Here is a 20,814-nt window from a genome sequence, read left to right on the forward strand (position 1 = left end):
TCCTCCGCTTTTTTTTGGATCATCCAAAATCTGCGATTGCTTACCTTCATCACACAAACACAGGGCATGGAATGGTATGAAATAAATGACATTGATACGGTTGATTCTCCCGCGCTGGTCGTTTACCCCGAGCGGGTAAAAGAAAACATCCGCAAAGTCATCGGGATGGCCGGTGATGTTGCCTTGCTCAGGCCGCATGTAAAGACAAACAAGATGGCCGAAGTGTGCAGGCTGATGATGGATGCCGGCATCACCAGGTTCAAGTGCGCCACCATTGCCGAAGCAGAAATGCTCGCGATGGTAAAGGCGCCGGATGTGCTCCTCGCACACCAACCCGTAGGCCCGAAAATTCACAGGATGCTGCAGTTGATCAAGGCGTACCCGGATACACATTTCACATGCATTATCGACAACCTTGACACGGCCAAACAGATCTCCGCATTGTTTGCTGCGGAAGGAGAACATGTACAGCTTTTTATAGACGTAAACACGGGAATGAAACGTTCGGGCATACTTGCAGAGAACGCATTGGGATTGTTTGAAGATTGCCTCAGCCTGCCAAACATCCGTGTGACCGGTTTGCATGGATACGATGGACATGTTCACGACAAAGACCTGGCAGACCGGACAAACAGGTCAGACAAAGCCTTTGAACAGATCGCACAACTGCTCGCCGCTATAAAAAATATTTCTGATCACGAGATGCAGGTAGTGGTTGGCGGCTCACCAAGTTTTCCTACGCATACAAAAAGAAAAGGCGTGCAGTACAGCCCGGGCACATTTGTTTTCTGGGATTGGGGATACAAGGAACAACTGCCCGATGAGCCTTTCGATTACGCAGCGTTGGTGATCACGCGCGTCATCTCCATACTCGACGGCAAAACAATTTGTGTTGACCTCGGCCACAAGGCCATCGCCTCGGAAAATCCCTTGCCGCGCGTGCATTTTCTCAATGCAACGGGACTGGTTCAAACCGGCCACAGCGAGGAGCACCTGGTGCTTACGGTTCCCGATTCTTCAAAATGGAAAGTGGGTGATGTGTTGTATGGCGCGCCTTATCATATCTGTCCCACCGTTGCCTTGTACGACCGCGCTGTTGTGGTTGAAAACCACGAGGTCAAAGACAGTTGGGCCGTAATTGCCAGGGCGAGGAAGATCTCGATCTGAGAGATGGTTCGATGGCAGGGATCTTATCTTATTTCCTTCAGGGTTGTTTTTGTTTTTGTAACGTGTAGTGCGTGTTGCACGCCTACTTTCAATGCATAATTGTTTTTATCGTGGCTCACGGGGAAATCGAAGCAAACGGGGTAAGCGTACGCTTCAATGTGTGACCTGATCACACTTAAAACATCGGAACCAAAAGGCGCAATGGTGTCTTTCATTTCCGTGAATCCGCCGATGATCAAACCCGCAAGATCATTCAGCATGCCGCTCCTTTTGAGCTGGATCATCATCCTGTCAACGTTATAAATGTATTCGCCAACATCTTCCAGGAAAAGGATGTTTCCTTTGGTATTGAATGACGAACGGCTGCCAACGAGGTGCGCCACCAGCGAAAGGTTGCCGCCTATTAACGCACCTTCTCCTTTGCCATTCCTGTTGAAAGGATGTGGCGCAGTTGTGTAGTTCGCACTTGTTCCTTTTAATGCTTTTTGAAGGGATTGAACAAACTCGTTCTTGTATTCTCCGTCGTTGAACGCCGCGGCCATGGGTGCATGCAGCGTTGCGGTATTGAGGTGCCTGTAAACATGTGCGTGTAAAACGGTGATGTCGCTGAAACCGATCAGCCATTTCGGGTGCTTCCTGAACTTCCTGAAATCGAGCTTGTCTATGATCCTGCTCATACCATAACCGCCGCGGCCGCATAGTACGGCGTTTACCTCCGGATCGTCGATCATGTTTTGCAGGTCGGCCAGGCGTTCTTCGTCCGTTCCGGAAAAATAATGAAAGCGGGTGCCCAGCGTTTTCCCGGTCTTTACTTTGTAGCCCCATTGCTGCAGCACATCGATACATGCAGCGGCTTTTTCAAAAGGCATAAATCCCGAAGGGCAAACGATGGCGATGGTATCGCCTTTTTTCAAATAAGGAGGTATCTTGATCATAGTTTTTCCGATGTTATATTTCTTCCAGCAATCCACCCGCAACACCAACCGTTACCCGGTGCCGCGCGCCACATTTGAGTGCAAAATTATTGCGTTGATGGCCCACGGGAAATCCAAAACAAACAGGGTAATCAAAATCCTTTACTTTTTCATAAACGATGTCGTATACCGTTCTTCCGAACTCATCACCCGTCGTTTCCGGCTTGATACCCGTGAAACCGCCTACCAGCAAGGCTTTCAGCTTACTGAGCTTGCCTGTTCGTTTCAAATGGCAAAACATGCGGTCGATGTTGTACAATGCTTCGCCGGTGTCTTCCACAAACATGATCTTGCCCGCCGTTGAAAGGTCTGATGGTGTACCGGCAAGTGTTTCCAGCATTTTCAAATTGCCGCCAACCAATGCGCCTTCTGCAATGCCGTGCCGGTTCTTTTCGTTTGCTTCCGTGTTGTATTTGAGTTTTTCGCCGCCAAGCATTCTTTGCAGGGAAAGGATGGTTTCGATCTGTATGGGTTCTGCTTTGGACCAGTCGTCTGGAAAACTGTTGCACATTTTAGAATGGATGGTTGCCGTGTTGAACCGGGTATGAATGTGATTGTGAAAAACGGTGATATCGCTGAACCCTATGATCCATTTCGGTTTTTTCCTGAACCTGGTAAAATCGATCTGGTCTATGATGCGCACCACCCCATAACCGCCGCGTGCGCAGAGGATGGCTTTTACATCCGGGTTATCGAGCATCGATTGAAAATCGTTTCTCCGTTCTTCGTCCGTTCCGCCGAAGGTATAATCGCGTTTCCCGATCGTTTCTCCCTGCAGTACATTGAGGCCCCAGCTTTTGATCTGTATCACTGCGGGTTCAATTTCTTTTTCCGTGATGTAGCCGGCCGGGCTCGTGATCCCGATCACATCACCCGCTTTTAAAAAGGGTGGGATGATCATTTTTTTCGGCTTCGCCGCGAAAGTGTCCGTTGCCTTTGCCACATCTGTGAGCAAAAGCGCAGAAGCCGCGCCGAAGGAAGAAAGGAACTTTTTTCTGTTCATCCGGTAAATGTAATAAAAGTTGACGGGCAGACCCGCTCCGCCAGCCACGGCATCCGGGGGCTCCCGGCCCGCGTTCGCGCAGATTGCTTACTTTTGCTGCGCAATAAAAGTGCGCCAGGATCAAAAGCAAATAAAAAAATGGATCAACCCAAAAGATATTTAATTACATCAGCACTCCCTTATGCCAACGGGCTCAAGCACATTGGCCACCTGGCCGGTGCATACCTGCCGGCGGATATTTACGTGCGTTACCTGAAAGCACAGAAACGGGATGTGGTGTATGTGTGCGGCAGCGATGAGCATGGCACGGCCATCCCGATACAGGCAACCAAAGAAGGAACAACCGCGCAGGCCATCATCGATAAGTATCACCCGATCATGGAGCAGAACTTCAAGGACCTCGGGATCGGGTTCGACATTTACCACCGCACCAGCGACCCCCTGCACCACGAAACGGCACGTGAATTCTTTACCGCGCTGAACAACAACGGCGACCTGGAGATCAAGGAAAGCGAACAGTATTTCGACGAGCAGGCCAACACGTTCCTTGCAGACCGCTACATCAAAGGTACCTGCCCCAATTGCGGTTATGAAAACGCATACGGCGACCAGTGCGAGCGGTGCGGGAAAAGCCTGAGCCCGGATGAACTGATCAATCCAGTAAGCACCCTGAGCGGTAATACACCGGTAAAAAAATTAACGAAGCACTGGTACCTTCCGCTCGACCGCCACGAAACGTTCCTGCGCAACTGGATCCTGAAGGAACATGCGAACGACTGGCGCGCAACGGTTGTGGGGCAATGCAAAAGCTGGATCGATGGCGGGCTGCAGGCCAGGGCCGTTACCCGCGATCTCGACTGGGGTGTAAAGGTTCCCTTACCCGAAGCAGAAGGAAAAGTTCTGTATGTGTGGTTTGATGCACCCATCGGTTACATCAGCGCCACCAAGCAATGGGCACTGAACAACGAAAAAGACTGGCGCCCTTATTGGGAAGACAAAGACACGAAACTTGTTCATTTCATCGGCAAAGACAATATCGTTTTTCATTGCCTGATCTTCCCGGTAATGCTGAAACTGCATGGAAATATCCTGCCAGACAATGTGCCGTCCAACGAATTCATGAACCTTGAGGGCGACAAGATGAGCACCAGCCGCAACTGGAAAATAGAGATGCAGGATTACATAGACGATTTTGTGAACAAAGAAAACGGCGGCACCCAGATGGCCGATGTGTTGCGCTATTATTTAACACTTATTGCCCCCGAAACCAAAGACAGCGAATTTACCTGGCAAGGCTTCCAGGATGCAAACAACAGTGAGCTCGTGAGCATCTTTGGCAACTATGTAAACCGTTCGTTGGTGTTGATGCACAAGTTGTGCAAGGGAAAAGTTCCGCCGTTGCATGCAGAACTGCTGAATGATCTTGACAACAGCGTGATTGCAGAGATCGCGTCGGCAAAAGAAAAAATAGAATCACTGCTTGAACAATACAAGTTCCGAGATGCATTGTTCGAGGTGATCAACCTTGCGCGCACCGGTAACCAATACATGCAGAAAAAAGAACCATGGATCGTGGCCAAACAGGTTGGAGACAATGGCGAACCAACCAAAGATGCCCAGGACCTGATCGACAATACATTACACATCTGTTTGCAACTGTGCGCAAACCTTGCGATCCTTGTTAATCCATTTCTCCCGTTCACAGCGCGCAAAATGTGCCACCTGATGAAAGTGGTCGACAAAATGCTTGAATGGGAAAATGCAGGCAAAATGAAATTGCTCAGCGTTGGCTATTCGCTGCGTGCACCTGAATTGCTGTTCAGGAAGATCGAAGACAGCGAGATCGCTTATCAACTTGAAAAATTAAGATCGGCCGTGGTAAACCGCGATACTGCCGCCGCCGATGAAACCAAAAAGATGGAAGAAACGAAAGAAGAAAAGCCGAACGTTAAACCAGAGATCGTGTTTGATGATTTCGCAAAAATAGACCTGAAAGTAGGAAAGATCGTAAGCGCAGAAAAAGTTGAGAAAGCCGATAAGCTTCTCAAACTTGCCGTTGACCTCGGTTTCGAAACACGCACCATCGTTTCCGGAATTGCAATGCATTTTGCACCTGAAGACATCGTTGGAAAGCAGGTAACCGTTGTAACCAACCTCGCACCCAGGAAAATGCGCGGCATTGAAAGCAATGGAATGATCTTGATGGCAGAAGACAACAACGGGAAACTCCACTTTATAAACCCGGAGACCGATGTCAATCCAGGAGCGGGCGTGAGCTGAGTAAGAACGAAGTCAGAAGTACAAAATTGATTTTTCGTGCTTCTGACTTCGTATCTCTTATTTTTTTTCTTTCTACTTAAACATCATACTTCGCGCATTCTTTCATTTCCTTCTCGGTATACGCGTAGCCGTATTGTTTCAATACATCATCCGGAACGCCGTTCCATTTGTTTGGGGTATTGCCCATGTACCCGATGTCTTTAACACCGATCTCTGATGTGTAGAAGCCGGTCATCACCAGGTCGCGCATCTTGTTGAAGAAAGAAATACCCTGCGCCATTTCGGGTTTTCTTACGCGGTTGGTTTTGGCGATCGCGTCTTTTACTTCGGGGTATGCGATCTGGTCCACCAGTTCGATCTGCTGTTTCTTATCGCAGTCCTTGAAGGGCTTGCCGTAATGGTTGAGGCAATACACGTCTATCCACCGCAGGCCGCCACGCAATGGTGTCTGGTGCGATGGAACATCTTTAACGATGAACTCGATAAAGTCGTGCACCTTCGCATCCGATGCGCTGCCGCTTATCTCGTCTTTCGGGAGAATGATGTCTTCAAGCACCACGATGGTTGCCATTTCATGTTCCGTAAAAAATTTATCGCCCGCCTGCAGTTTTTTCAGGTATGCTTTTTCTTCTTCCATCCTGTCTGCATCATCCAGCTTTGCATCGGCTGATGAAGCGATGGCTTTTTTATCTGTGTTCTTGCACGCCTCCACAAACACGCCTGATGCCGCTGTGCCTATGAGCAATGCTTTTATCGATTTTCTTCTGTCCATGATCGTTGGTTAAATGATGATGAATGCGTTTTGCGTGAATCCTGAACCGTGCGTGCTTATTGCACTTTCACGATTGGCGATCCGCGGCTTTACAGGTTTTGTTTTTTTAATTGATCTACGATGTATTCCGATGCCCTCATCGATAAGGCCAGGATCGTCCACGTGATGTTCTTATCTGCCTGCGATGTGAACTGGCTTCCATCCACGCAAAACAATGTTTTGCAATCGTGCGCCTGGCTCCATTTGTTCAGGGCCGATGTTTTCCTGTCGGCGCCCATGCGTACCGTTCCTGCTTCGTGAATGATGTTACCAGGGTTGTTCAAACCGTAATTGTTCTTCTCGTTGTCATCACCACCCCAGGTAATCACCGCGCCCATGTTGTGAAGGATCTCTTTGAACGTTTCCTTCATGTGCTTTGCCTGCTTGATCTCGTAGTCTGAATGGTTGGTATGGAAACGCAGCACGGGAATCCCGTACTTGTCTACCACATTCGGATCTATTTCGCAATAGTTGTTGATGTTGGGAACCGCTTCTCCCCTTCCTGCCATACCAATACCGGCTCCGTAGAAAAACCTTGCGTCTTCTTTCAGTCCCGCACCGTAACCACCGGCTTCCTTGGTTTTTCCGTTCACCATGTATTTGCCGTTCTGGTTCTGTATGCCCATTCCGAAACCATAGGCAGGCTGGCCAAAACCACCCCAGTATTCAATGTGGTAGCCGCGTGGGAAATCGAGTTTTTTGTTATCGAGCCACCATGGTGTGTATACGTGCATTCCGCCCACGCCGTCTTCGTTGTAGCGTTTGCGGCCAAAGAGCTGTGGAAGCACGCCGCCCACGGCTGCGCCGGTTGAATCGTGCAGGTATTTTCCAACTACATTGCTGTCGTTCGCCAACCCGTTCGGGTGGCGGGTTGATTTTGAATTGAGAAGCAAACGCGCTGTTTCGCAGGTGCTGGCCGCAAGAATAACAATGCGCCCGTTTACCTGGTACTCGAGGTTATCGCTTTTATCTACATAAGAGATCCCGGTTGCGAGCCCCTCTGCGTTGGTGATCACTTCGCGCGCCATGGCATTGGTGATCACATCCACGTTCCCCGTTGCTACCGCCGGTCTTACCAGCGCAGACGACGAAGAGAAATCCGCGTACATCTTGCAACTGCGTCCGCACTGCGCGCAGAATACACACTCGCCCCTTTCTTTGTTGTTGGGAAGTTGTTTCGTGAGGATCGATAACCTCGATGGGATCACTGGTATGCCCAGTCCTGTTGCCGATTTCTTGATCATCAGCTCATGCAACCTCGGCTTTGGCGGTGGAAGAAAGTTTCCGTCGGGATCGTTCTCCAATCCTTCTTTGGAACCAAACACGCCCAGCATATCGTCTATTTTGTCGTAATAAGGTTTGATGTCGTCGTAACTGATCGGCCAGTCATCGCCCAATCCATCAATGCTCCTGCGTTTGAAATCGCGCGGGCCAAAACGCAGCGAGATACGTCCCCAGTGATTGGTTCTCCCCCCGATCATACGTGCGCGCCACCAGTCCCACTTAGCACTCCCCTCCGCCATTGTATACGGTTCGCCATCAATTTCCCAGCCCCAGTAGCATCCGTCGAAATCGCCGAACGGCCTGAATTTGGTGCTGGCGCCGCGACGCGGGGAATCCCAAGGGTTTTTGAATTGAGAGGAATGTTTGGCCGGGTCGTAGTCGGCACCGGCTTCGATCAGGCAGACTTTCAATCCTGCCTTAGACAACACATAGGCGGCCATACCGCCACCGGCCCCGGAACCTACGATCACTGCATCGTATTTCTTGGCCGTTTTTTTGATCTGGAGATCTCCCATAAAGCAATTGGTTTTTGTAAGAATTGAAGCAATGAATATAAGGTATTTCAGGAAGTTCAAAAAGGATTTGATAATTTAGGAGCTTCAATCCACACGACCGATCCAATTTCTTAACAAACAGGTTGTTACATCTGCCACTCAATTCCATGCAACGCATGTTTTGTATCGGGTGTCATATACCCTTCGGGATCATTTTTTAGGGTTGGTTTCGAATATTTATACATATCTTAATTTTATTGTTAACAACAGACAAACGACTGCTTCATGAAGCTTTTTGGAAGATTGTATACCTGCATCCGGCTGACCGCTGTTCTTGTGCTGCCCGGTGCGGCCTTCAGCCAGGCGGCTGCCACAGACAGTGCGATACGCGCGGCCGGGCTTGCCAACGCCGTTAGCCAGTTCAGGGAACACATGGGCACCGCCCTGCCGCTTTATTCAGGGCCGAGGTATACGTATTATTATGCACAGATGAAAGAGGGCCATCCTTTTTTCAGGAGCCCGATGCCCCATCGCGGGGAAGTGATGTTTGACAATATCTTTTATCCCAACCTGTACCTCAAATACGATATGCTGATGAACAAGGTGGTGCTCACAGACAGCGCCCACCAGGTTAATACCACGCTGAACAACGATAAGATCGACTACTTCAACATCGATAAGGAAACGTTTGTAAAGCTGTACAAGACAAAAAACAACGGTTTGCCCGAAACAGATTTTTACCAGGTATTGTTCGAAGGGAAAAACGTAACGCTTTACAAAAAGGACCAACGGAAGATCAACGAAGACAGCGAGCACAAACGCTACATCTGGGCCGATGTTTCCTATTACCTGAAAAAAGGCGACACGTATTACCCGGTGGGCACACAGGGAAAAGCGCTGAATGCGATGGACGACAAACGCGCACAACTGCGCAGTTACATACGCAGCCAGAACCTGAGCTTCAGGGAAGATGTTGAAGATGCCGTAAAGGCAACGGTTTCATACTATGATAGTTTACTAAAATAATCCTGCTGAAAAAATGCGCCACCAGAAAAAACTCATTATTGTATTGCTCGGCTTTTGTTTGCTGGGGTACAGTGCACATTCTTATGCGCAGGCCGATACGGCACAGGCGCGCATCACGGGAGAATTTGCAGAGGTTCCTTTTCACCAGTTTGTAAAACAGGTAGAACAGACCAAAGGGTACCGTTTTTATTATTCCAAAACAGATGTTGACAGCATTCTTGTTTCGATAAGTGCGAAAGACGAACCGATCGGCGCCGTGCTCGAAAAGGTGCTGCGGGGAACGGGGTTGGTTTATTCCATTGACCAGGACAAACATATTTTTGTGAGCCGCGGCACACCCATTGCAACAGATCTTGCGGAGGATCTTTTTGACGACGCTCCAAGGAAACCACAGCGAAAAGAGACAAGAACCACCACAGCTTCGCGCGGTACCAATGCTTCTGCAGACACAGCCGATGCCACCAGCGCCACACTTGAGAATAAGTTATACGTGATTGGCGATAAACCGAGGGGCGAGCTTGTGCCCGGCAAAGCAACGCTTGCGGGCTACCTGCACGACATCAAAACAGGCGAGCCGCTGATCGGCGCATCTGTTGTGGTGGAAGGAACAAAAACAGGGGTGGTAACGGACCAGTTCGGTTATTATTCCATCACTGTTCCAAAGGGAAGGAACATACTCAACATCCAGAGCATGGGCATACGCGACACGCGCAGGATGGTAATGGTATACAGCGATGGAAGAATGAACATAGACCTGCAGCCGCAGGTGATATCGCTTAAGAACGTAACGGTTTCATCCGAAAGAACGAGCCTGATCAGGGGGATGCAGATGGGCGTGCAGCGTGTAGACATCAAGCAGATCAAACAGGTTCCGGTGGTGTTTGGCGAGGCGGATGTGCTGCGGGTGGTGATGACCTTACCCGGTGTAAAAACAGTAGGCGAAGCCAGCACCGGGCTGAATGTGCGCGGTGGTTCTGCAGATCAAAACCTCATCCTGTTCAACGACGCCACGATCTTTAACCCATCGCACTTTTTCGGATTGTTCTCCGCATTCAACCCTGAAGTGGTAAAAGACATCCAGCTTTACAAAAGCGGGATCCCCGCCAAATACGGCGGACGCCTTTCCTCGGTGCTGGAAGTGAACAGCCGCGAGGGGAATAAAAAGAATGTTACCGGTTCCGCAGGTATCGGTCTGCTCACGAGCAGGATCAATGTAGAAGGGCCGCTGGCGAAAGACAGGAGCTCATTCATTTTTGGCGCAAGGGCAACCTATGCAAACTGGCTGCTCAACCTGCTGCCGGCAGAATATAAAAACTCGCGCGCGGCATTCAACGATTTCAACCTGAACATCACGCATGAGATCAACAAAAAAAACAATTTGTATTTCACTGCCTACATGAGCAACGACCGGTTTAACCTGAACAACGATACCAGCTACCACTACGGAAACAAAAACATTTCGCTGAAGTGGAAACACGTATTCAACAACAAATGGAACATGATACTGGCAGGCGGTTTTGACAGGTACGATTATTCGATCGAGAGCCAGAAAAACCCGGTTACGGCATACAAGATGCAGTTCGACATCAACCAGTATTATTTCAAGGCGCATGCGAACTGGTATGTGAACTCGAAACATACCGTAGAGTTTGGATTGAACAACATCCTGTACAAACTGCACCCGGGCAAATATTCGCCGCTTGGCGAAAAATCGCTGGTGCGCCTCGATGAGCTCGAAACCGAGCAGGCGCTTGAAAGCGCATTGTACCTGAGCGACAAAGTAACCATCAGCCCGGTGTTCTCTGTAGAAGGTGCATTGCGTTATGTGTTCTTCAATTACCTGGGCGCACATACGGTAAACAATTATCCCGCGGGCATTCCCAAAACGGAAAACAATTTGCTGGGGTCAACAAAGTACAACAACGGCGCGTTTATCAAAACGTATACGGCGCCCGAGATCCGCGCCACCGCCAGGTATGTGTTGAATGAAACGATGTCATTGAAAGCAGGCTACAACAGGCAAACGCAGTTCATACACTCCCTCTCAAATACCGCCGCCATGGCGCCTACGGATATCTGGAAGCTGAGTGACCCGAACATCAAACCACAAACGGGCGACCAGTTCTCGCTTGGCCTTTACAAGAATTTTGCGGCAAACACCATCGAAACATCACTGGAAGTTTATTACAAGCGCATCAAGGATTTCCTCGATTACAAAAGCGGCGCAACACTCGTGTTGAACCATCACATAGAAACAGATGTGGTAAGCACAAAGGGACGCGCATGGGGCGTGGAGCTGCTGGTGAAAAAGGCAACGGGTAAAGTAAACGGCTGGATCAGTTATACCTATTCGAGAACACAACTGCAGATGAACGACAGCACACAGGGTTCGCTCATCAACAAGGGAAATTATTATGCGGCCAACTACGACAAGCCGCACGATTTCACTTTTGTTGGCAACCTGCGTGTATCGCACAGGTTCAGCCTTTCGCTGAATGCAACCTACAGCACCGGCCGCCCGATCACATTGCCGATCGGCAGGTTTTACCTGGCAGGCGCACCGCGCACATTGTATTCAGACAGGAACGCATACCGCATCCCTGATTATTTCCGCATGGATTTCTCCATGAATATTGAGGGCAATCACAAGGTGCACCAACTGTTCCATAATTCATTTACGATAGGTGTGTACAATTTAACAGGCAGAAAAAATCCTTACTCGGTTTATTATACAACAGAGAACGGGGCAATCAATGCTTATAAGTTGTCCATCTTCGGGTCGATCATTCCATACATCAATTACAACATCCGGTTTTAAGCCTAAAAACGATTCGTGTGAAAAAGATTTTTATTTTGTTACTGACAGTGATGGCAGCAGCGGGCTGCAGGGAAAAGTATGTTCCTAATATCAATGAGCCGCTCACCGGTTACCTTGTGGTGGATGGATACATCAACAGCGGCGCCGGTGGTACAACCATAACGTTGACGCGCACCAGCAAATTGTCCAGCACCGCCATCGTGAAAGAATCAAAAGCGATTGTACGCGTTGAAGCGAAATCCGGCGTGGCTGCCACAGTGCTTGCAGAAGCGGGCACAACAGGCGTGTATTCCGGTTTCCCGGTGATCAATGCAAACGACCAATACAGGCTGTATATAAAAACGTCGGCAGGAAAAGAATATGTGTCAGACTATTCCGTTGTTCGCAGAACGCCCGCCATCGACAGTATTTCTTGGAAACAGGATGACGATGGTGTACGCCTCTACGGCAATACACACAACCCGCAGGAGCCTGTTGGTTACTACAAATGGAAATACGAAGAAACCTGGGAGATCCATTCGCCTTATACAACGCGTTTGAAAACGGTGAACAATTTGCAGGGTGCACCCGATCATTTTGATTACCGCAACGCAGCACAACAGGATGACCTTTCCCTTTTTTATTGCTGGAAAAGCGACACGCTGAAAAGGATCTTGGTGGCCTCATCAGAAAAACTGAGCCAGAATGTGATTTCGATGTCGCCGCTGCAGTTCATCGAAAACAATTCATGGAAGCTGGATGTGCGTTACAGCATGAATGCAAGGCTTTACAACATCAGCAAAGACAACATGAAATTTCTTGAGCAGTTGAAGAAAAACACCGAGCAACTCGGTTCCATTTTCGATGCACAGCCTTCGGATAATTTTGGCAACATAAAATGCCTGAGCGTGCCATCAGAAGTGGTGATCGGGTTTATAGAAGTTACCGAGGAAAAAGTACGCCGCATCTTCATCGATCGCAGCGAAGTAAAGAACTGGCGTTTCTTTATGAACGAGTGCCTGAGCGTAGACACGGTTATTAACCACCCGCCAGGCAAAGAGATCGGCCCCATTGGTGGAAAGATCCCTACCCAACCCTCCAAGTACAGCCCGAGCGGCGGAATAGATTGCGTGTTTGCGGCAAACCCGGTGTGTGTGGATTGTACAATAAGAGGAAGTAATGTGAAGCCTTCTTTCTGGTAAACACAAACGTGGCGCTCACTGTTGACTAACCCTATTTCGAGATACAAACAAACAACGAATGAACCTTCTACGCAAAATAAACCGCACCCAGAACCTCATGCTCGCTGGATTGCTGTTGTTGGCAGGCGCGGCACAGGCGCAGCTGACAACGGGTACGCTTGAAAAAAAGTTCAACCAGTTCCGTATCAACAACCTGCAGGAGAAAATGTACCTGCATGTTGACCGCAATTTTTACCTCGCGGGAGACATACTCTGGTGCAAAGCGTATGTGGTGGATGCAACACTGCACCAGCCGCTCGACCTGAGCAAGGTTGCTTATGTAGAAGTACTGGATGAGAACAACAATGCTGTTTTGCAGGCCAAGCTCGAATTGGACAAAGGGAAAGGCAATGGCTCCATCGCCATCCCGTCATCCATTAAATCGGGCAATTACAAATTGCGCGGCTATACCAACTGGATGAAGAATGCAGGGCCCGATTATTTTTTTGAAAAGATCATTACGATTGTCAATACACAAAAAAACAGGGAAAATACCGTAACCAATGTTGCCAAAAAAACAACTGCCCCTGAGATTGCACTGTTTCCCGAAGGCGGTTACCTGGTAGAAGGTATTTCCTCAGTGGTTGCATGCAAAGTTACTGCGGCAGGCGGCAAAGGCGAGGGTTTCAAGGGCACCATCGTTGACGAGAACAACCGCACGGTGGCCACGTTCCAGGCATTTATGTTTGGCATGGGCCGTTTTACTTTTAAGCCGGAGGCGGGGCATACATACAAAGCGCAGATCGAAACGGTGAGCGGCACCTACACAAAAGAACTGCCGCAGGTCTTCAGCAAGGGATATGTAATGTCGCTGAATGCGGACAACCGCATCAACGTAACGGTTCAATCTAACGTGGACGAAGGAAGGAACGTGTACCTGCTCGTGCATACAAGGCAATCATTGAAAGCAACCCTGCAGGCGGTGATCACCAATGGCCGCGCTGTTTTTTCAATTGATCCGTCCAAGATCGGCGAAGGCGTTTCGCAGTTCACCTTATTCAATGGCGATGGGAAAGCGCTTTGCGAACGTTTGTATTTTACACATCCCACGCAAAAACTTTCCATTGGCGTAAGCGGCAACCTGCCTTCGTACAATACACGGTCTAAAATTGATTTTGAATTGCGCCCTTCTTCAAAAAACAGCAGTGCACAGCATACCGACATGTCTGTAGCCGTTTACCGTGCAGATGAATTGCAGGGTTTGGAAGACCAGGACATCCAGAGTGTTTTGTGGCTGAGTTCCGATCTGAAGGGAAGGATAGAATCGCCCGCATTTTATTTCAACGGATCATCTGCTGCAAAAGAAGCGATGGAAAACCTGGTGCTCACCCAGGGCTGGCGCAGGTTCAAATGGGATGATGTGATGATGGAAAGAAACGCTGCCTCATTTGTTGCAGAACACAGCGGGCACATCGTTACCGGCAAGGTGATCAACAGCCAGACGGGCAAAGCGATGCCAAACATTGAAGCGTATCTGTCCGTTCCCGGCCGCAATGCAAACTTCAGGGTGGGTCTGAGCGATGCACAGGGAAGGCTGAGGTTTGATGTGCAGCACATGAGGGGTTCTTCTGAAGTGATCGTGCAAACCGATCCTTTAGCAGATACATTATCGCGCATAGAGCTCAACAGCCCGTTTGCCGAGCAGTTCTCATCTTCTACCATTCCCCCGTTTTACCTCTCTGCAGCAAACGAAAACCTGCTGCGCGAGCAAAGCATCGGCGTACAGGTTCAGAGCGCATATGCGGGCACGCAACTGAAAACATTTGTGGCCAACATGGATACAACGAGCCTGCTTTTTAGCCCCAACGGTATTTACATGCTCGACGATTATACGCGCTTCACTACCATGGAAGAAGTACTGCGCGAATATGTGGGTCTGATGGATGTACAAAACCGCGGCGGCAATTTCCGCTTCCTCATGCTGGAAGATTATGATATCCCGATGGCGGATCTGCGTATGACCAATTTCTACCAGACCAATCCTTTGGTATTGGTCGATGGCGTTCCTGTTTTCAACATGAACAAACTGATCGCTTTCGATCCACTGAAAATGCGCAAGCTGGAAGCTTACAACAAACGATATTTTATGGGCGAATCCTCCTACCCCGGCATCCTCAACTGGACCAGCTACAAAGGCGATTTTGCAGGCTTCGAACTAGAGCCCCGGGCACTGGTACTGGATTATGAAGGGCCCCAACTCGAAAGAGAATTCTACTCCCCCGTTCACGACGGCTCTGAAAAAGATGAACGCCTCCCTGATTTCCGCACGCTGCTTTACTGGTCGCACAGCGTACCCGCAGATGCAAAAGGCGAACGGCGCGTGAACTTCTATACATCAGATAAAAAAGGCGACTATGTTGTAGTGGTACAGGCGCTGGGTGATGGTGGAGATTGTGGCAGTACGATGTTTAAGTTCGAAGTGAAGTAAAGTCTATACACGCTTTGAATAAAAATGCGAAACCCTGCGTACGTTGTCAGATTGCATCATGCTTTTTGCAGAAGATCGCCGTATCCTTAAAATAGTCTGAGAGGCTTACAATTTTTCCATCCTCATTAAAAACAATATCCGTGATCACGCGGTTGCGGTACTCGGCGCAACCCTTGAGTTTGCCGTGCGATTCGCAGATGTGTATGCAGCGGTTGGCCGTTACGGGCAAGATGTCAACTATGTTCCATTTGAGGAATTCGTAGCGGTTGAACATGGCCCTGAACAATGCTTTGATCCGGCCCTTGCCCGCTACCTGTGCAGCAGGCGGTATCCAGAGAATGCTCTCATCGGCAAACCATTCTGCAATGCGGCAGGCATCGTTGCTGTGCATATCTTCCATAAACGCCAGGATTTTCTCTTTCATCATCGGAATGTACGGGTTTACTTGCATTATGGATTGTTAGTCTTTGTTAATGGTACCCGCCGGGCGTAGATAGTAATGTTTTGTTAAACCTCCCATCAACAAAAAAGCGATCATCATTCAATGATCGCTTTTACATATTTCGCTGTGCTTCAGGCAAGATCTAACTGCATCCCATGCTGTTGCCGCAGTTCAGGCATTTGTAACAGGTGCCGCTGCGTATGGTAATATGACCGCAGGTATTACAGGCCGGCGCATCGCTTTGCATGTTCTTGGCTGCTGCGTTCACTGCATCGAGGCCGGAATCTACTTTGGCTGCGGTTGCGGCTGCGCGCTGGAGCTTTTGTGGCTGTGCCGCAGGCGCTGCATTGGCAGATGGCGCGGTTACACGCACGCTGCTCAGTTCAGGCTTTCCCAGGAAAGTAGCTTCTCCTTCATCGTCACCGGTGTTGCCGATGGTTGGTTTGTCGAGCACGTGAACAAGATCCGTACGGCCGAGGTATTCGAATGCGAGGGCGCGGAACACAAAATCGACAAGCGATGTTGTTGTTTTGATGTTCGGATGATCCACCATTCCTGCCGGTTCGAACTTGGTGAATACAAATTTCTCTACAAACTCTTCCAGCGGAACGCCGTATTGCAAACCAACAGAGATCGCTATCGCGAAGCAGTTCATAAAGCTCCTGAGTGTTGAGCCTTCTTTCGCGAGGTCGATGAAGATCTCTCCCAATGTTCCGTCTCCATACTCTCCCGTGCGCAGGAAGATCACCTGCCCGCCGATTTTCGCTTTCTGCGTATAACCACGGCGTTTGGCAGGGAGTGATTTTTTCTCTACGATGCCAGACAACGCGCGTTTGAACTTGGTATCTGTTGAGGCATGCATTCTTTTCTGCACTTCCTCGAGGAGCTCGTCGACCGTTAATTTGCTGAGGTCAACAATGGTTGACATAGCCGGTTCTGCAGCAGCTTGCTGTTCTGCCGCCGTTTCTGTTTCTTCTGTTTTCTTTTTCTTGTCTGATTTGTTGCTCAATGGCTGGCTCAGTTTTGAACCGTCGCGGTACAATGCGTTTGCTTTCAACCCGAGTTTCCAGCTGAGCATGTAGCAGTCTGCGATTTCATCCACGGTTGCTTCGTGCGGGAGGTTGATCGTTTTCGAGATCGCGCCGCTTAAGAATGGCTGGCAGGCGCCCATCATGCGGATGTGTCCGTATGCGTGGATGTAACGCTCACCTTTCTTACCGCATTTGTTTGCGCAGTCAAATACAGGCAGGTGTTCTTCTTTCAGGAACGGTGCGCCTTCGATGGTCATTACACCACATACGTAATCGTTCGCCGCATCGATCTGTTCTTCTGTGAAACCGATCGCCTCGAGCAGGTTGAAGCTCCAGTCTGAATACTGTTCTTCGGTAAAGCCCAAACGCTGCATGCACTCATCTCCCAATGTAAAACGGTTGAAGATGAAACCGATCTCGAACGCAGATTTGGCTGCGCCGTTGAGTTTTTCGATCTCTGCATCGTTGAACCCTTTTTCACGCAGTGAAGTTGGGTTGATGAATGGCGCGCCTTCGAAGCTTGCGGCTCCTACTGCGTATTTTTCGATCGCCTGTGCTTCCTGCGGGTTGTAACCGAGGTTGCGCAATGCCTGCGGAACAGATTCGTTGATGATCTTGAAATAACCGCCGCCGCTCAGTTTTTTAAATTTCACAAGTGCAAAATCCGGTTCAACGCCGGTGGTATCGCAATCCATTACCAGGCCGATGGTTCCTGTTGGTGCAATCACCGTGGTTTGCGCATTGCGGTAACCGTATTTTTCTCCAAGCTGTACCGCGTCGTCCCATGCTTTGGTTGCGGCCTTTAAAATATAATCAGGACAATATTGCGCCTTGATGCCCTGTGGTTTGATCTCCAGTCCAACATAAGCATCTTCTGCATCGTATGCAGCCGCGCGGTGGTTGCGCATTACACGCAACATGTCTTCCTTGTTTTCTTCGTAACGGTCGAATGCGCCCAGGAACGAGGCCATCTCTGCAGATGTTTTGTAAGCCACACCTGTCATGATCGCTGAAATGGCGCCTGCAATGCCGCGTGCCTCTTCGCTGTCGTAAGGGATACCGCTTACCATCAGCATAGACCCGAGGTTTGCAAAACCAAGCCCGAGTGTCCTGTAATCGAAAGAGAGCTGCGCCACTTCTTTTGAAGGGAACTGCGCCATCAATACGGAGATCTCGAGTACGGTTGTCCAGAGGCGTGTAGTGTATTCAAATCCTTCCACATCAAACACATTTCCTTCTTCTGTATGGAACTTGCGAAGGTTGATGGATGCGAGGTTACATGCCGTATTATCGAGGAACATGTATTCTGAACAAGGGTTGGAAGCGTTGATGCGGCCGCCTTTAGGGCATGTGTGCCATTCGTTGATCGTGGTATCGTATTGCGTACCCGGATCTGCGCAGCGCCATGCCGCGTAAGAAATCTGTTGCCACACTTCACGCGCGGGTATCGATTTCATGGTGCGGCCGTCGGTTCTCGCTTTCAGTTCCCAGTTGCCGTCTTCTTCCAATACTTTGAAAAATGAATTGGGAATACGTACCGAGTTGTTTGAATTCTGGCCGGAAACGGTTGCGTAGGCTTCTCCTTCGTAACTGTTGTCGTAACCCGCTGCAACAAGAGCAGCCACCTTGTCTTCTTCTTTTACTTTCCAGTTGATGAACTCCATTACCTCAGGGTGGTCGAGATCGAGGCAAACCATTTTGGCCGCCCTTCGTGTTGTACCGCCGCTTTTGATAGCGCCCGCTGCGCGGTCGCCGATCTTGAGGAAGCTCATCAATCCGCTTGAGGTACCACCGCCCGACAATCGCTCACCGCCGCCACGGATCTGGGAGAAGTTCGTTCCCACACCCGAACCGTATTTGAAGATCCTGGCTTCGCGTGTCCAGAGATCCATGATACCGCCTTCGTTAACGAGGTCGTCGTTCACACTCAGGATAAAACATGCGTGCGGCTGGGGGCGCTCGTAGGCGTTGGTGGATTTTTTTAATTTTTTATCTTTTGGATCAACATAGTAATGCCCCTGCGGTTTACCCGTGATGCCATAACTCTCGTGCAAACCGGTGTTGAACCATTGCGGTGAATTGGGCACGCAGGCCTGGTTGAGTATGCTGTACACGAGTTCATCGTAGAACACCTGTGCATCTTCGGTGGAAGCAAAATAGCCGTATCGCTCACCCCATACGCGCCAGCAATTCGCCATACGGTGTGCAACCTGTTTAACACTGGTTTCGCGGCCGAGCGAACCGTCTGCCTGCGGAACACCTGCTTTACGGAAATATTTCTGCGCAAGGATGTCTGTAGCGATCTGGCTCCACTGCTTCGGAACCTCCACGTTGTTCATCTCAAACACTTTTTCCCCGTTCGGGTTCTTGATCACGCTGTCGCGGTAATCGTATTCGAACATATCAAATGGGGCAACCCCTTCCTTGGTGAAGCGGCGTCCGAATTGCAGGCCTTTTTTTGTGCGAGGATTAGACATGGTGGCTGGTGCGGTTTTTTAATGGGTGATCGGTAATCTCCGGCATTAACGAATTGTTAAGCGGTTGACGAAAATATCCTACCGTTTCGACAAATCAAGGCTTGAAATATCAACAGGTTGTGGATAAGGAAGTGGGAAAATATGCGAGCTCAAATCCCTGCTGCATTTGCGCCAATGTTAACATTTGTCGAAAGATTTTTTTGGGGGAAAAGCCCGTGGAATGGGTTATTTTCCGTAAATGTGAGATGGAAAAGTTGGGGCGATTTTTACACAACCTTATGTACCGGGCAGGCGTACAGGTGAGAAGAAAGAACACATGCTTTATATGAAAATATACATGCATTCGTACTTCCGGGTTACACTTCGTACTTCCCATAAAAATAATGCATTATCTTGCACTAATCTTATCCATTACTGAATGAAGCAGGGATTATATCACCAATTTGTTGAGAGAAAAAAATCGGGCAAGAAATCGTTCGCTGTATTGATCGACCCGGATAAGGTTGACAATGATAAGATCGACCAACTGCTCGCCCTTTCCACAGAGGCCAAAGTCGACTATTTTTTCGTCGGCGGCAGCCTGGTGATCTCCAGTCACCTGGACGAATGCATCCAGCAGCTTAAATCAGCCTGCGATATCCCTGTTTTGCTTTTCCCGGGCTCGCCTTCCCAGGTCAGTAAGTATGCGGATGCCCTCCTGTACCTCTCGCTTATTTCGGGCAGGAACCCGGAACTGCTGATCGGGCAGCATGTGATCAGCGCGCCGTTTGTTAAGAAAAGCGGGCTGGAGATTATGCCTACCGGTTATATGGTGATCGATGGCGGGGCTCCTACAACCGTTTCCTATATTTCCAACGCAACGCCGATACCGGCCGACAAGAACGAGATTGCGATGTGCACTGCCATGGCGGGTGAAATGCTTGGCATGAAACTCATTTATATGGATGCCGGCAGCGGCGCCAAAAGAGCGATCACGGAAACGATGATAGAGAAAGTGTCGCGCCATATTGAGATCCCTCTCATTATTGGCGGCGGCATTACCGAGCCCGAAAAGGCATACCGCAACTGCAAGGCCGGTGCCGACGTGATCGTTGTGGGCAATGCCATTGAAAAAGACCCTGCATTGATCAAAGAGATCAGCGCGGCGGTTCACAGCGTCCCGGTCAACGCGTAGTTTTTCGTTATCCCCCGAGGTTTTTATTGATAAATACGCGTTTTGCCCGAACAGCGGAATAAAATAGCCTGTTCATGCATCAAAACCCGCAGAATTTGTATCCATCACGGAGAACGTTGTTGTGGTGCGTTCGGGGTTTGAGGCGCATGCTACAAGGCATCTGGAACCAACCAAAATCCGTATTT

13 protein-coding genes are annotated in these 20,814 nt (G+C 49.4%); 7 read left to right on the forward strand and 6 right to left on the reverse strand.

Features of this window, described 5'->3' with window-relative positions; all coding sequences use genetic code 11:
* Positions 1-66: 66 nt before the first annotated feature.
* On the forward strand, positions 67-1,167 hold the full coding sequence (locus GWC95_RS16570; protein WP_161819830.1) for a D-TA family PLP-dependent enzyme: 1,101 nt from the start codon (positions 67-69) through the stop codon (positions 1,165-1,167).
* 23 nt (positions 1,168-1,190) lie between these two features.
* Here the strand turns inward: GWC95_RS16570 and GWC95_RS16575 are convergent, their stop codons facing one another.
* Positions 1,191-2,102: a S66 peptidase family protein gene (locus GWC95_RS16575; RefSeq protein ID WP_161819831.1), complete on the reverse strand. Its 912-nt coding sequence runs from the start codon at positions 2,100-2,102 to the stop codon at positions 1,191-1,193.
* 13 nt (positions 2,103-2,115) lie between these two features.
* Entirely contained in the window at positions 2,116-3,144 is a 1,029-nt protein-coding gene (locus GWC95_RS16580; RefSeq protein WP_161819832.1) for a S66 peptidase family protein, read from the reverse strand.
* Positions 3,145-3,282: 138 nt separating this feature from the next.
* Here GWC95_RS16580 and metG point away from each other — a divergent pair, with 138 nt between their 5' ends.
* Positions 3,283-5,424 (forward strand): methionine--tRNA ligase, encoded by a 2,142-nt coding sequence (metG, locus tag GWC95_RS16585; protein WP_161819833.1) that lies wholly within the window; start codon positions 3,283-3,285, stop codon positions 5,422-5,424.
* Between the two features lie 76 nt (positions 5,425-5,500).
* On the opposite strand, the gene GWC95_RS16590 is transcribed toward metG, so the two are convergent.
* Both GWC95_RS16590 and GWC95_RS16595 read right to left on the reverse strand, forming a co-directional pair.
* Positions 5,501-6,196 carry a gluconate 2-dehydrogenase subunit 3 family protein gene (locus tag GWC95_RS16590; RefSeq protein WP_161819834.1) on the reverse strand — a complete coding sequence of 232 codons (696 nt, stop codon included), beginning with the start codon at positions 6,194-6,196 and terminating at the stop codon, positions 5,501-5,503.
* 89 nt (positions 6,197-6,285) lie between these two features.
* Positions 6,286-8,034, reverse strand: coding sequence for a GMC oxidoreductase (locus tag GWC95_RS16595; RefSeq protein WP_161819835.1), 1,749 nt, complete (start codon positions 8,032-8,034; stop codon positions 6,286-6,288).
* A gap of 264 nt (positions 8,035-8,298) precedes the next feature.
* Between GWC95_RS16595 and GWC95_RS16600 the strand changes: the two genes are divergently transcribed.
* From GWC95_RS16600 to GWC95_RS16615, 4 genes are read left to right on the forward strand one after another with little or no spacing between them, the layout of a single operon-like run.
* Positions 8,299-9,039 (forward strand): hypothetical protein, encoded by a 741-nt coding sequence (locus tag GWC95_RS16600; protein WP_161819836.1) that lies wholly within the window; start codon positions 8,299-8,301, stop codon positions 9,037-9,039.
* Positions 9,040-9,052: 13 nt separating this feature from the next.
* Positions 9,053-11,857: a TonB-dependent receptor gene (locus GWC95_RS16605; RefSeq protein ID WP_161819837.1), complete on the forward strand. Its 2,805-nt coding sequence runs from the start codon at positions 9,053-9,055 to the stop codon at positions 11,855-11,857.
* Between the two features lie 17 nt (positions 11,858-11,874).
* Positions 11,875-13,038, forward strand: a complete 1,164-nt coding sequence (locus GWC95_RS16610) for a DUF4249 domain-containing protein (protein ID WP_161819838.1) — start codon at positions 11,875-11,877, stop codon at positions 13,036-13,038.
* A 58-nt stretch (positions 13,039-13,096) separates the two neighbouring features.
* On the forward strand, positions 13,097-15,505 hold the full coding sequence (locus tag GWC95_RS16615) for a hypothetical protein (RefSeq protein WP_161819839.1): 2,409 nt from the start codon (positions 13,097-13,099) through the stop codon (positions 15,503-15,505).
* Between the two features lie 46 nt (positions 15,506-15,551).
* On the opposite strand, the gene GWC95_RS16620 is transcribed toward GWC95_RS16615, so the two are convergent.
* Together GWC95_RS16620 and GWC95_RS16625 are read right to left on the reverse strand one after the other, a co-directional pair.
* On the reverse strand, positions 15,552-15,929 hold the full coding sequence (locus GWC95_RS16620; protein WP_237722185.1) for a nuclear transport factor 2 family protein: 378 nt from the start codon (positions 15,927-15,929) through the stop codon (positions 15,552-15,554).
* Between the two features lie 160 nt (positions 15,930-16,089).
* Entirely contained in the window at positions 16,090-19,455 is a 3,366-nt protein-coding gene (locus GWC95_RS16625) for a vitamin B12-dependent ribonucleotide reductase (RefSeq protein ID WP_161819841.1), read from the reverse strand.
* Positions 19,456-19,873: 418 nt separating this feature from the next.
* On the opposite strand from GWC95_RS16625, the gene GWC95_RS16630 reads away from it, so the two are divergent.
* Complete coding sequence (locus tag GWC95_RS16630) at positions 19,874-20,629, forward strand: geranylgeranylglyceryl/heptaprenylglyceryl phosphate synthase (protein WP_161819842.1); 756 nt, start codon at positions 19,874-19,876, stop codon at positions 20,627-20,629.
* The last annotated feature ends 185 nt before the right edge of the window (positions 20,630-20,814 follow it).

Origin of the sequence: Sediminibacterium roseum, from assembly GCF_009939005.1 — a bacterium.
GTDB classification, from domain to species: Bacteria; Bacteroidota; Bacteroidia; order Chitinophagales; family Chitinophagaceae; genus Sediminibacterium; species Sediminibacterium roseum.